Source organism: Cobetia sp. BL01, assembly GCF_056493605.1.
In genome coordinates, this window is the sequence record NZ_JBVBEE010000003.1 from 211,710 (window position 1) to 224,874 (window position 13,165).

The following is a 13,165-nucleotide window of genomic DNA, read 5'->3' on the forward strand; positions in this document are numbered from 1 at the left end:
ATTCCCGTGTCCGATCAGACCCAACAGCCTGTGACAGGCCAGTTTGACTTCGACCTGTTCGTCATTGGCGCCGGTTCCGGCGGTGTGCGTGCAGCGCGTACTGCCGCAGCCACCGGTGCACGCGTTGCCGTCGCGGAAGATCGCTATCTCGGCGGCACCTGCGTCAACGTGGGTTGCGTGCCGAAGAAGCTCTACTCCTATGCGGCTCACTACCATGATTCCTTCAAGAACAGCGCAGGTTTCGGTTGGAACATCGGCGAGGCTCCCCGGTTTGACTGGGCCACCCTGCGAGATCGCAAGACCGCCGAGATCACGCGCCTGAACGGCATCTACCGCAACATGCTCAACAACTCCGGCACCACGCTGATCGACGGCCGTGCCACGATCGCCGATGCCAACACCGTCGAAGTCAACGGCAAGCGCTATACCGCCGCGAAGATTCTGGTGGCCACCGGTGGCTGGCCTTTCCTGCCGGACTTCCCGGGCCGTGAGCATGCGCTGGACTCCAACCGCATCTTCGATCTCGAGCAGTTCCCCAAGCGCTTCTTCGTCATTGGCGGCGGCTACATCGCCGTCGAGTTCGCCAGCATCTTCAATGGCCTGGGAGCCGAGGCGCATCTGAGCTATCGCGGCGAGCTGTTCCTGCGGGGCTTTGACGATGAAGTGCGTGCCTTCACGCGTGACGAGATGGCCAAGAAGGGCGTCAACCTGCACTTCAACACCACCGTGCAGTCCATCGACAAGCAGGGCGATGTCTATCAGGTCAGCCTCAGCGATGGCCAGGTGCTGGAAGTCGACTGCATTCTCGCCGCGACCGGTCGCAAGCCGAACATCGATGGTCTCGGTCTCGAGAATGTCGATGTCGAGCTGAATGCCGACGGTACCGTGCGCGTCAATGAGCGCTTCGAGACCACCACGCCTTCCATCCTGGCACTCGGTGACATCACCGGCGGGCCGGAACTCACGCCGGTCGCGCTGGAAGAGGCCATGCATCTGGTTCGCGCACACTTCGGTGATGGCGTGGTCGGTGGCCTGGATTACGACACCATCGCGACGGCCGTGTTCTGTCACCCCAACATCGGCACCGTCGGCCTCAGCGAGGAAGCGGCGCGCGAGAAGTTCGACAGCATCCGTGTCTACACCGCCGATTTCCGCCCGATGAAGCACACGCTGTCCGGCAGTGACGAGCGCAGTCTGATGAAGCTGATCGTCGATGATGCAACCGACAAGGTCGTCGGCGTCCACATGGTGGGGGATGAGGCAGGCGAGATCATGCAGGGCATCGGCATTGCCGTACGTGCTGGCTTGACCAAGACCGACTTCGACCTGACGGTCGGTATCCACCCGACCGCTGCCGAAGAATTCGTGACCATGCGCAGCGTGACCCGCACTTGACGCCCCATGCAGGCGACGGTGAGGAAGCTCTGGGCTATTCCATGGGCAGCGTTACCATTCGTTGACACTCGTCAGCGATCGCCAGCTTGAAAAAACGCCTCGCGGCATCACCGCGGGGCGTTTTTTTATGCGCGAAGGGCGCTTGACCAGTGAATTTCTTGTCTGCCAGTTCAGGTCACCACATGATCTTGCCAGCGCATACACCTTTCGTAGCATAAAGCTTTTCCGTTACGTACCAGAGACATCAGCTATGCTAATCTCATCTCAGCGTCGAGCATCCACAAGTTGCTGAAATATCAACCTTGTCATGCAATGCGGTGATCAGGTTGTCTCCTTCGCAGTGTTCAGCCGGGATGCAAGACGGCAACACCAATAACAAGCCAGCAAAGGGAGTTTCAAGATGACCATGATCAAGAAGTCGTTGACAGCGGCGGTCGCGACCGCAGGTCTTGGCCTGATGGGGATCTCCGGTGGCGCCAGCGCCGCGGAGCAGACCTTCGTGACCATCGGCACCGGCGGTGTCACCGGCGTCTACTATCCGGCCGGTGGTGCCATCTGCCGCCTCGTGAATCGTGGCAAGGCGGAACACGGCATTCGTTGCAGCGTCGAGTCCACGGGTGGTTCAGGCTACAACCTGAACAGCATTCGTACCGGTGAGCTGGACATGGGCGTCGCTCAGTCAGATGCCCACTACAACGCCTATGAAGGCGAGGGTGACTTCGCGGACTTCGGCCCCAACAAGGAACTGCGCTCCCTGTTCTCCCTGCACCCGGAACCGTTCACCGTCGTTGCCCGCAAGGACAGTGGCGTGACCGAGTTCGATCAGCTGGAAGGCAAGCGCATGAACATCGGCAACCCGGGTTCCGGTCAGCGCTCCACCATCGACACCCTGCTGTCTTCCCAGGACAAGGACACCAGCGTCTACTCGGTGGCATCCGAGCTCAAGGCTTCTGAGATGTCCTCCGCGCTGTGCGACAACAAGATCGACGGCTACGTCTATGTCGTGGGTCACCCGTCCGGTTCCATCAAGGAAGCTACTACCACCTGTGACGCGACTCTGGTCAACGTCACCGGCGACGCGGTCACCAAGCTGGTCGACGAGAAGCCGTACTTCTCGGTCGCCACCATCCCGGGCGGCATGTATCGCGGCAACGATGACGACGTCACCACCTTCGGGGTGCGCGCCACCATCGTGTCCAGCACCGAAGTGGAAGATCGTGTCGCCTATGAGGTGGTCAAGGCCGTGTTCGACAACTTCGATCAGTTCCAGCGTCTGCACCCGGCCTTCCAGGTGCTGAACAAGGAAGAGATGGTCAGTGCATCGCTGACAGCTCCGCTGCACGATGGCGCCAAGCAGTACTACAAGGAAGCGGGCCTGCTGAGCGAGTGATGCGGTTGACTCGCTTGCCTGTCGCAGGCTGACCAGGCTTCACCACGGAGACCGCACATGTTGCGGTCTCCGTGCTTGTGCAGGAACCGTTGTAGAGACCTCACCTTCGTGACTCGTCGTCCTCATGAGTCGCAGCTCCTGCATGGCCAATGGATGGCTGCCGCCGGCGGGTCTGGTGATGCAGCAAGGCGCATGATCCATCCCTGTCGGTCTGAGCGGTGAGCAGGTGGGAAAGGTGGTACCCCGAGCGTCGCTCGGCGCTGAGTCAGGAAATATCGTCCTGATTCAGCCAATTAATGGAAACATCCGTCAGGCCGGACATACTGAAGATGTAACCTGCTTGATAAGCATGTGGCTGTGCAGCGTCATCCTGGGTCGGGAACATGGCGGGTAGACGTAGATGCCGTTTCCTGATGATGCCTGCCAGCCATCGCCTGACTCGCGTTGATCGGATCATAAAAAATGACCAAAACTCAATCTTCACCGCCGTCCTCTGCGCCTGGCGCCGAGACGGATCATGATGCAGAAGTGCAGAAGATGCTCGAATCGGAGGTCGGCGGGCGTCATCCGGAAGGCTTCGTGGGGCGCCATTTCATGTGGCTGATCCCGCTTGCCTGGTCTCTTTTCCAGCTCTATCACGCCTCGCCCTTGTCGCTGCTGAACTCCGACACCGCGCGAGCCGTCCATCTCTGCTTCGCCATCTCGCTGGCGTTCGTGGCCTATCCCGCTTACAAGGGCGCGCCCGCCAATCGTATTCCTCTGTATGACTGGGCGTTGGCGATATTCGCCGTGGCGGGCGTGGCCTACGTGCTCATCTTCAGTGACGAACTGGCGCGACGAGCGGGTGCCTATACCACGACGGACCTCGTGTTCTCGGGCATCGGCCTCCTGTTGCTGCTGGAAGCGACCCGTCGCGCGCTCGGGCCGCCGCTTGCGGTCGTCGCCACCGTCTTCCTGCTCTACAGTCTGTTTGGCGCCTACATGCCCGATGTCATCGCGCATGCCGGGGCCAGTCTCAACAAGCTTCTGGGGCATCAGTGGCTGACCACGGAAGGGGTCTTCGGTGTCGCGCTGGGTGTCTCCACCGACTTCGTCTTCCTGTTCGTGCTGTTCGGTGCCTTGCTTGAACGCGCCGGTGCCGGCAACTACTTCATCCGCATGGCCTTCTCGATGCTCGGTCACATGCGCGGCGGACCGGCCAAGGCTGCCGTGGTGGCGTCTGGCTTGTCGGGGATCATTTCCGGCTCTTCCATCGCCAACGTCGTGACCACCGGGACCTTCACCATCCCGTTGATGAAGAAGGTCGGCTTCCCTGGCACCAAGGCAGGCGCCGTCGAGGTGGCAGCCTCCACCAACGGCCAGCTGACACCTCCGATCATGGGTGCTGCCGCCTTCCTGATGGTGGAATATGTCGGCATTCCCTATCTGGATGTCATCAAGCATGCCTTGTTGCCTGCACTGATCTCCTATATCGCGCTGATCTACATCGTGCACCTGGAAGCGTGCAAGGCCGGCATGGAAGGCCTCAAGCGGACGCACAAGACCAGCCTGATGGCTTCGATGCTGACCTTCCTGACCGTCTTCATCGGCATGGGCGTGCTCACGCTGGTGGTCTATTACGGTATCGGCTGGATCAAGGGTCTGGCGGGTGATGGTGCGGTCTATATCGTGCTGCCGCTGCTGCTGGCGTCCTATGTCGGCCTGATCGCCTATTCCGCCTGCTTCCCTCCGCTGGAGGAAGGGGACATCGATGAATTGCCGCCGGTGGGTCCGACGGTCAAGGTCGGTCTCTATTTCCTGCTGCCGGTCGTGGTGCTGGTGTGGTGTCTGACCGTCGAGCGCATGTCGCCGGGGCTTTCCGCCTTCTGGGCGGTGCTGTTCATGATTTTCATCACCGTGACCCAGCGCCCATTGGTCGCGATCTTCCGCAAGGAAGGCAATCTGGGGGGGGCAACCCAGCGTGGCGGTGAGGACCTGTTCCATGGTCTGGTCATCGGTGCCAAGAACATGATCGGGATCGGTGTCGCCACGGCGGCGGCCGGTATCGTGGTCGGTACCGTGACCCTGACCGGGCTCGGGCTCAAGATGACGGCATTCGTCGAGTTCATCTCGGCAGGCAACCTGATGCTGATCCTGATCTTCACTGCCGTGATCAGTCTGATTCTGGGCATGGGGCTTCCCACCACGGCCAACTACATCGTGGTCTCCACGCTGATGGCGCCGGTCATCGTCAATCTGGGCGCCGAGAATGGCCTGATCGTGCCGCTGATCGCCGTGCACCTGTTCGTGTTCTACTTCGGGATACTGGCAGATGACACGCCACCGGTGGGTCTGGCCGCCTTCGCGGCGGCGGCCATCGCCAAGTCAGACCCGATCAAGACCGGTATCCAGGGCTTCACCTATGACATCCGCACCGCGATCCTGCCCTTCATGTTCATCTTCAACACCAACCTGTTGCTGATGAACATCGATAGCTACTGGCATCTGGCGATCACCATCGCCTCGGCGGTCGCGGCGATGCTGGTCTTCGCGGCGGCCACGCAAGGTTATTGGCTGACGCGTACCCGCTGGTACGAGACCATCGGTCTTCTGCTGATCACCTTCACGTTGTTCCGTCCGGGCTATTGGTGGGACATGGTCTATCCGCCAGTCATCATGGCGGCTCCGCAGCAGATCGAGACCCTGATGGAGGAGGCACCGGTCGACAGCAAGCTGCCGATTCATGTGTCAGGCATCAATCTGGATGGCGATGAGGTCTCCAAGACCGTGCTGCTGCCGGTGTCGGATGCCGACAGTGGCGAAGCGCGCCTGAGCGATGTCGGTCTGACGCTGGATATCAGCGACAAGCAGGTGCTGGTCAGCATGGTGGAATACGGTAGCGTGGCACAGCAGGCCGGTATCGATTTCGATTTCACCATCGATGGCATCCAGCAGACCGCTGAACGTCCACCGAAGGAAATCGCGATGCTGCCAGCCATCGTGCTGTTGTGGTTGATCGGCTGGTTGCAGGTGCGCCGTCGCCGTCGCGAAAGCGTCACTGCCTGATGCTTCGGGGTCTGAACGATCGAGACCCGTGACATTGCGCACCCGCCAATGAAAAACCGCCCCTGACATCGTCAGGGGCGGTTTTTTTCATCTGTCCTTCCGCAGCGCTCCTGGCGACGCGGTTGTCTGACGATCTGCGGCAGGGGATGTCTGGCAAATGAAATCTGGCAAATGAAAAGTGCAGAGAGTCCAGTGGCTGCGTGCTTATGGCTGCACGAGATGCTCGGCAGGAAGGCCGGCAACATGGCCGTGACGAACAGCAGATGAGAGTGCGGCCAGCAGAGCCGGGGACAGATTATGCGCCTGCGTTGCGTGACCTGTCAGCACCCTGTGCGTGAAATCGAGCGCCAAATTGAAACATCCTCGACATATTCAGCGTGATAGCTTCAAAGGGCACACCCCAACGGAAGGCATGTCGCCAATGGTAAGAGTCGAGAAGCAGTCCCGTCGTCTGTACGTCCTCGATACCAACGTGCTGATACACGACCCCTCCGCCATCTTCCAGTTTGACGAGCACGATGTCGTCATTCCGATGACGGTGCTGGAGGAGCTGGACAAGCACAAGAATGGCCACAAGGAAATTGCCCACACTGCTCGCCAGATCAGTCGCACCCTGTCTGATCTCACCGCCGACATCACACCACAGGAGATTCTGCGCGGTATTCCACTGCCGGGCTCGTTGAATGGCGCCGGCAATCTTCATTTTCTCTCCGGCAGCATCGATCAGAGCGAGGCAAGCGCCGACAACCGCATTCTTGCCGAGACACGCAGTCTCGCGGCGCGCAGTCAGGATGCATCCGTCATCCTGGTGACCAAGGACATCAATCTGCGCATCAAGGCAGCGGCACTGGGCATGGCCGTCGAGGACTATCTGACGGATCGCGCCTTCAGTGACAGCGATGCCATGATCGAGGGCGTGAAGCTTTATCACGAGGCTGGGCCTGACGGTCAGGGCGTGTGGGATGATCTGCAGGTGGATGTCACCGTCAGTCGCGAGAATCATCGCACCTTCTACACCCTCGCCGGCCAGATGCCCAAGGACTGGTATCCGGGAATGTTGATCGCGGATTGTGATCGTGGTGCCAGCTTCGAGGCCATCGTGCGCGAGCTGGACAATGATCACGCCTGCCTTGAGGTATTGCAGGATTTCCGCAACGAGCGTAGCGCCTGGGGCGTCAATGCCCATGACAGTCGCCAGAATTTCGCGCTCAATCTGTTGATGGATGAGAGCGTCGACATGGTCTCGATTGCCGGGAGTGCCGGGACAGGCAAGACCTACATGACCCTGGCGGCGGCATTTGAGCAGACTCTGGAGAAGAAACGCTTCGAACGTATCATCTTCACGCGCGCGCCGATCGCCATGGGGGAAGAGATCGGCTTTCTCCCCGGGACCGAGGAAGAGAAGATGTCGCCGTGGATGGGCGCCTTCCACGACAACATGGACAATCTGCTGCGCAAGGAAGGCGAAGGCACCAGCGCGTGGAACGAGGAGGCCACCCGTGCCTGGATTGGCAACCGTGTCCAGATACGCTCGCCGTCCTTCATGCGTGGGCGAACCCTCAGCGATACCTTCCTGATCATCGATGAAGCCCAGAACCTGACACCGAAACAATTGAAAGGGCTGTTGACCCGGGCTGGTGCCAACACCAAGGTCGTGCTGCTGGGCAATGTCGGGCAGATCGATACGCCCTATCTGACGGCCAATACCTGTGGTCTCGCGGTGGCAGTGCAACGCTTCGCCAATTGGCCGCATGCCGGTCACGTCACGCTCAAGTGTGTCGAGCGTTCGCGTCTGGCACTGGTGGCGGAAGAACTGCTGTAGATTTCTCGACAGCGGTGAGCATGGTATGACGTAAGTCCTGAGGTGCGGGAACGCGCGATCCTCCAAACGAAACGCCACCCTTGAGGGTGGCGTCTTTCATTGGTGTGAGTGTTGCAGCAACCTCAGCAGACGTTGCAGGAACATCAACACACAAAGGGAGGAAGCGGCGCGAAGGCCAGGCGCTCCTTGAGCAACTTGTTTTCATGCGTGATCTGGCTCAGCTGTGCCTCCAGACGAGATTGTTCCGCCATGGACTGCTCCAGCTGAGAGCGCAGATCCTTGAGCTCCACATCGCGCTGCTGTCGTAGCGTGGTTTCCTCGAAGCGACGACGTTCCTCTTCCTGAAGCAACTTCCGCTGCTCCGCCGTCTGGGCATCCAGACGTTCCACGCGCTTCTCGAGCTGCTCGTGGCGGCGGCGATGCTGCTTGTCCAGCTCCTGCTTCTCCAGGCGCGCATCATCGAGCAGCTTCATCAGGCGCGTCTCACTGGCCTCGTGACGAGACTCTTCCTGCGCCAGGCGCTCCTTGAATTCGCTTTCCTGTTGCTGCACCAGCTGCTGATGGCGCTCATGGTCATGCTCGCGTGTCCGCTCGAGTGCGGTGACATCTTCCTGGGCAAGCGTCAGGCGCTTCTCGAGCTTCTCCTGCAATTGCTGCCATTGTTCGCGCTCACTGGTCAAGGTCGCCAGTGTCTGCACGCGCTCCTCGAGACGCGCCTGTACTCCCGCCAGTTGCTCCGTGAGTGCACTGAGCCGCTGCTCTGCATCCTCTGCGCGCCGCTGTGACTGTGCCTCGGCCTCACGGGCTGCCTCGGCCTGGCGGTCAGCTTCCTGCCGATAGTGCGCCAGGCTCTCGTTGGCCAGAGACTGGGCTTCACTCCATACCGTGGCCAGTGTCTCCGTCAGACTATCCGGCATCGCCTGGGTCAGAGGCTCATCACGTTTCTCGGCGCGACGTTGGCGCCATTCGCGCAGATGATCGCTGATGGTGGTGAAGCTGCCGGTCCCCAGCACTTCCCGAATCTTCTGCACGCTGGGCGCTTCACCACGTGCCATCAAGGATTCTATCGCTCGTTGTACATCCTCGTACTGGACGCCAATGCGCGCCATGGGAATCTCCGTCCGTATTCTGAAGTTGATGCTCAGCGGCCATTACGCCACGAAGTGACGTTCACTACCACTCCATTGGTCAGGATTCTGCGTGATATGCACAAGAAATCTTCCCTGTGCTCTCGCGGGCTCCCCTTTAGGCAGACTTCTGGCCGCTTAGCGTCATTGTAGCGACTCGTCTGCTTGGAATAAAGATAATTACGTATTACGTAATACGTAATTTACGTTACCCTTGATGGTAGTAATTCATGATTACGCGCCTTATCTTGAATTATCATGGGCGTAACGTCACAATCAGCCCCCAGGCAACGCGACAGGAGTCGAGACAGTGGAGAAGGGCGCACACGGTGGCATGACCGCGTTGATCGGGCGCCTTGAGGGCGAGCTGGCCAATACCACCAGCACTGCAGCCGTCACGCAGAGTGGCGACGCTGCACTCATCAAGGCACAGACGGACATTGAAGCCGTGGCGGCGTGGCTCAATGAATATCGCCACAGCCCGCAGACCCTGCGCGCCTATCGCAAGGAAGCAGAGCGTCTGCTTCTGTGGCTCAGGGCGGAAGGTGAGCAGGGGAGAGACGCCGCCCTGGCAAGTCTGGATCGTGAGCGGCTCGAGCACTTCGAGGCCTTTCTGGCCAATCCTCAGCCAGCGGAGGTCTGGATTGGCAGTGTGCGTGCCCGCAGGCACCCCGAGTGGCGACCCTTTCGCGGGCCGCTGGCTCCGGCCAGCCGCCGCCAGAGTCTGGTGATCCTGCAGGGGCTTTATGCCTGGTTGATCGAGGCCGGCTATCTGGCGCGCAATCCTTTCCGGCTGATGCGCGACAAGCGGCGCATGGACAATCGCACGCTGCGCATCGAGCGCTATCTGGAGCGTCCGCTATGGGATTGGTTGTGGGGGCGTATCGAGGCGCGCTGTGATGAGGTGCGTTGTCACGTACCGACAGCCGGCAGTGCCTCCCTCGAGCACGAGGTGTCGCGGGAGCGATTCATCGCGGAGCGCCAGCGGTTTCTGTTCGCGTTTGCCTACCTGATGGCGCCGCGTATCGCCGAGATGGCCGCCGCCAGAATGGGGGATATCATCAAGCGGGAAGGCCAGTGGTGGTGGCGAGTGATAGGCAAGGGTGCCAAGCTGGCCGAGATTCCGCTGCCGCCCCCGATGCTCGAGGCCCTGGTGCGCTGGCGACGCCTGCGTGGACTGAGTGACTTGCCACAGGCACTGCCCGCTGATGAGTCACTGCCTCTGCTCGCGCGGTTGGATGGCACGACCCCTCTCGGCGACAATCAGCTCTACCGGTTGATCAAGCAGATGTTTACCCAGGCCGCCCACGACATGCGCCAGCGAACGGAGCACCCCGGCGACGCCAGCGAGTTGATGGCACGCACGCTCGACCAGGCAAGCCCGCACTGGCTGCGTCACACCGCCATTACCCACCAGGCACAGGCCGGGGTAGAGCTGCGTTTCCTGTCTCGCTCCGCCAGACACTCACGGCTGGATACCACCTCTCGCTACCTGCATGCCGAAGACGGCGAGTGGCAGCAGCAGATGGCAAGGCACTCGCTGGCGACGACGACGGCTACCCCTGAGGAGGAGGCGTGACTGCTGGCATGGCGCCAGGCTTCACGCCTCCCGTGCGTCCGTCGGAGTCAGGCGTTATCATGGCCGACAGCATATTTTCAGACACTCTTCAGTGACATCATCGGGAGTCAGCATGAGCGACGCGCAACAAGCGCAGGCGGAACTGGTCGAGGAATTCAGCTTCTTCGACAATTGGATGGACCGCTATCAGTACATCATCGACATGGGCAAGGCGCTGCCGGAGTACCCGGAAGAGTTGAAGGGGCCTGAGACCAAGATCGACGGCTGCCAGTCCAACGTCTGGATTCATCCTGACGTACGTGGTGAAGGCAGCAAGCAGCGTCTGCACTTCCAGGCCACCTCGGATGCGGCCATCGTGGCAGGCCTGATCGCCGTGGTGCTGCGCATCTACAACGACCGGACACCGCAGGAAATCGTCGCCACTCAGCCGACCTTCCTCGCTGAGCTTGGCCTCGACAAGCACCTTTCGCCGACACGCTCCAATGGCCTGCATGCCATGCTCAAGCGTATCTACGGCGTGGCCGAGCTGCACGCCAACGCCTGAGGCCTGTCGTCTGGGGGCAGATGCTTCAGGTCTGGGCCGACACGAGTAACGCAAGACGCCCGCCATTCCAGTCTCGATATTTCGAGCGGAATGGCGGGCGTCTTTTTTGGGCTTTTATCAAGAATTTCTCAGGGCTTTCTCAGGTCGTTCAGCAGGGCGTTTTCACACTCTCAGCGATGCTCGCGCACTTCCAGCACATGGGTCATGGCCTGATGCTGACCATCCCAGACATAGCGCAGGTGCGGCCCCTGAATGGGGATGCTGACCGCCGGCGGACGCAGAATGGCAGCGCACTCGGCGCTTGCATCCACCTGAGCGTGGCGCACGCTGGGGTAGAGCAGGCCAAAGCTGTCAGTCTCTCGCAACCTGGCGGCAAAGGCCTGACTGGCAGGGTAGCTGGCCGTGTCCGGCTGGCATAGCTCGGCGTATCCCTGGCGAATGTCGTGCAAGGGTTGCGTCACGCGATTGACGTAACTGCGCATCGTCATTTCCTGGCTGGGTTGCGCGGTATCGGCCAGAAAGCGTGCCATATGAAAGCGGGTTTCGCTGATGGCGGTGTCCAGGCTACTGGCGCAGTAGTAGACACCGAAGCTGCCATCGGTGAAACGTGATGCGCGGCCGATGTGAGTGAAGGCCGCCATCACCGGTGTGGAGCCCGGCCCGCTGATGCGATCCTCGGGTGCGACACGGTTCAGCTCGCCGGCCTCCTCGCGCAGACGATCATTGGTCAGCGCCTCGATGGCAAACGCCATCTCCAGCTCATCAGGCTCGAGAATATCCTCGAACACCGAGATGGGCGGGAAGGCGCTGGAGATGACGCGCCAGGCGTTCTGCCAGTCCGGCAGTGTCAGGGCAGGTTGGGGCAGGGCGCTCATGCTCATCCACGCACTCCGTCGAGATAACGACGGGTGTCGGCCAGTGACACCACCTGCCCAGCCAGCATGTAGTCGAGCGCGCTCTGTCCATTGAAGGGAGCGGCACGATTGGGGCGGCGCACCCATTCATGGGCCATTTCAGGCGTGTTGCTGAACAGGATGCGCAACGCCTTGTGAATCCCCATCACGTAGGAGATACGCTCCAGGGTGTCATTGGGCAGGCGGACTTCCGGCAGCTTGCGGTACTTGTGATAGGTGGTGGTGCCGATGCCGCCGAGCAGCACGCGTTGATCGGCAGCGCTGCATTGCCATTTCTCCATGATGTTGAAGAAAGACTTGAGGGCAACGCGACCCGCGCTGGGGCTGGTCGGGGACACACGATCGATGGCGGTTGCGGTGGACATGGCGCTCTCCTGCTGACTGACGATGGCATCGCACATGACGCCTTTCACATGTGAAGTATATCACGACTTCACTTCACATGCGTAAATCAGCTCGCAGGAGCGTGCGACACCATCAGGGCGTGGGGCCTGAGTCGCGGTCATTGCCCGCGCAGCAGTCTGACGATGGCTCCTTGCGTGGCGGCACGGGGTCCACTCCTCCGGGGCCACCGAGGGGATGACAGCGTGACAGGCGTCTGACTGTCAGCCAGCACCCCTTGAGCGGCCCATGCACCTTGATGGCCTCGAGGCCATAACTGGAGCAGCTGGGATAGAAGCGACAACGCGGCCCCAGCAGCGGGCTGAGCACCAGCTGATAGCCGCGCAGCAGGCCGGTGAGCAGGCGCGTCATGCCAGCCGTCACCGCGCGCGACAGCGAGCCGCGAGCAGGGCGGGGATCGGGGTCTCGTTGACCTGACTCAGGCGTTGCCATACAGCGTGTCGGGATCAATGATCGGTGCATCGGTGATCTCTGCGCCTTCGGCGTCAAGGCGCCAGTAGAAGCAGCTCTTGCGTCCGGTATGGCAGGCAGGGCCGGTCTGATCGACCTTGACCAGCAGGGTGTCACCGTCGCAGTCAAGGTGGGTGCTGACCAGATGCTGCTGCTGACCGGAGCTTTCGCCCTTGCGCCACAGCTTGCTGCGCGAGCGCGAGAAGTAGCACACGCGTCCCGTGGTCAGCGTCTCGCGCAATGCCTCGGCATTCATCCACGCCATCATCAGTATCTCACCGCTGTCATGCTGCTGGGCGATGGCAGGAATCAACCCGTCGCCATTCCACGGCAGGGCAGCCATCAGGGTCTCCAGCGCGACCTTCTCGCCGACCTGTGCATTTTCCAGCGACTTGAGCAGTCCATCCTGTGCCATTGAATCCATATCCTTGCAGAAGCTGTATCGAAGACTGGCCCCGTCGCGACGTTCACTGCGCAGGTTGCAGCGTTTCGGTTCG

Annotated in this window: 11 protein-coding genes; 6 read left to right on the forward strand and 5 right to left on the reverse strand. The window is 60.8% G+C overall.

What is annotated here, in order from left to right:
* Positions 1-6: 6 nt before the first annotated feature.
* The 4 genes from gorA (at position 7) to ACZYGA_RS07250 (ending at position 7,652) form a co-directional block, all read left to right on the forward strand.
* Positions 7-1,395, forward strand: coding sequence for a glutathione-disulfide reductase (gene gorA / locus ACZYGA_RS07235; RefSeq protein ID WP_479398705.1), 1,389 nt, complete (start codon positions 7-9; stop codon positions 1,393-1,395).
* A gap of 406 nt (positions 1,396-1,801) precedes the next feature.
* Positions 1,802-2,785: a TAXI family TRAP transporter solute-binding subunit gene (locus ACZYGA_RS07240; RefSeq protein WP_217622094.1), complete on the forward strand. Its 984-nt coding sequence runs from the start codon at positions 1,802-1,804 to the stop codon at positions 2,783-2,785.
* Positions 2,786-3,247: 462 nt separating this feature from the next.
* Positions 3,248-5,830: a TRAP transporter permease gene (locus tag ACZYGA_RS07245; RefSeq protein WP_127735429.1), complete on the forward strand. Its 2,583-nt coding sequence runs from the start codon at positions 3,248-3,250 to the stop codon at positions 5,828-5,830.
* A gap of 421 nt (positions 5,831-6,251) precedes the next feature.
* On the forward strand, positions 6,252-7,652 hold the full coding sequence (locus tag ACZYGA_RS07250; protein WP_077376418.1) for a PhoH family protein: 1,401 nt from the start codon (positions 6,252-6,254) through the stop codon (positions 7,650-7,652).
* A gap of 143 nt (positions 7,653-7,795) precedes the next feature.
* On the opposite strand, the gene ACZYGA_RS07255 is transcribed toward ACZYGA_RS07250, so the two are convergent.
* The gene (locus ACZYGA_RS07255; RefSeq protein WP_084208682.1) at positions 7,796-8,761 is read right to left on the reverse strand and encodes a DNA-binding protein; all 966 of its coding nucleotides are present in this window, start codon (positions 8,759-8,761) and stop codon (positions 7,796-7,798) included.
* A gap of 328 nt (positions 8,762-9,089) precedes the next feature.
* Here ACZYGA_RS07255 and ACZYGA_RS07260 point away from each other — a divergent pair, with 328 nt between their 5' ends.
* Both ACZYGA_RS07260 and ACZYGA_RS07265 read left to right on the forward strand, forming a co-directional pair.
* Positions 9,090-10,358 (forward strand): tyrosine-type recombinase/integrase, encoded by a 1,269-nt coding sequence (locus tag ACZYGA_RS07260; RefSeq protein WP_479398706.1) that lies wholly within the window; start codon positions 9,090-9,092, stop codon positions 10,356-10,358.
* Positions 10,359-10,470: 112 nt separating this feature from the next.
* Positions 10,471-10,902 carry a SufE family protein gene (locus ACZYGA_RS07265; RefSeq protein WP_479398708.1) on the forward strand — a complete coding sequence of 144 codons (432 nt, stop codon included), beginning with the start codon at positions 10,471-10,473 and terminating at the stop codon, positions 10,900-10,902.
* A gap of 170 nt (positions 10,903-11,072) precedes the next feature.
* Here ACZYGA_RS07265 and ACZYGA_RS07270 read toward each other — a convergent pair whose 3' ends face one another.
* The 4 genes from ACZYGA_RS07270 to hisI all read right to left on the reverse strand — a co-directional run bounded on the left by ACZYGA_RS07270 (position 11,073) and on the right by hisI (position 13,083).
* Complete coding sequence (locus tag ACZYGA_RS07270; RefSeq protein WP_479398709.1) at positions 11,073-11,783, reverse strand: RES family NAD+ phosphorylase; 711 nt, start codon at positions 11,781-11,783, stop codon at positions 11,073-11,075.
* Positions 11,780-12,181, reverse strand: a complete 402-nt coding sequence (locus ACZYGA_RS07275; protein WP_176503301.1) for an MbcA/ParS/Xre antitoxin family protein — start codon at positions 12,179-12,181, stop codon at positions 11,780-11,782. The genes ACZYGA_RS07270 and ACZYGA_RS07275 overlap by 4 nt, the downstream gene beginning before the upstream one ends.
* A gap of 112 nt (positions 12,182-12,293) precedes the next feature.
* Entirely contained in the window at positions 12,294-12,569 is a 276-nt protein-coding gene (gene yidD / locus ACZYGA_RS07280; RefSeq protein ID WP_217622036.1) for a membrane protein insertion efficiency factor YidD, read from the reverse strand.
* 67 nt (positions 12,570-12,636) lie between these two features.
* Entirely contained in the window at positions 12,637-13,083 is a 447-nt protein-coding gene (hisI, locus tag ACZYGA_RS07285) for a phosphoribosyl-AMP cyclohydrolase (RefSeq protein WP_371861076.1), read from the reverse strand.
* Positions 13,084-13,165 lie beyond the last annotated feature (82 nt).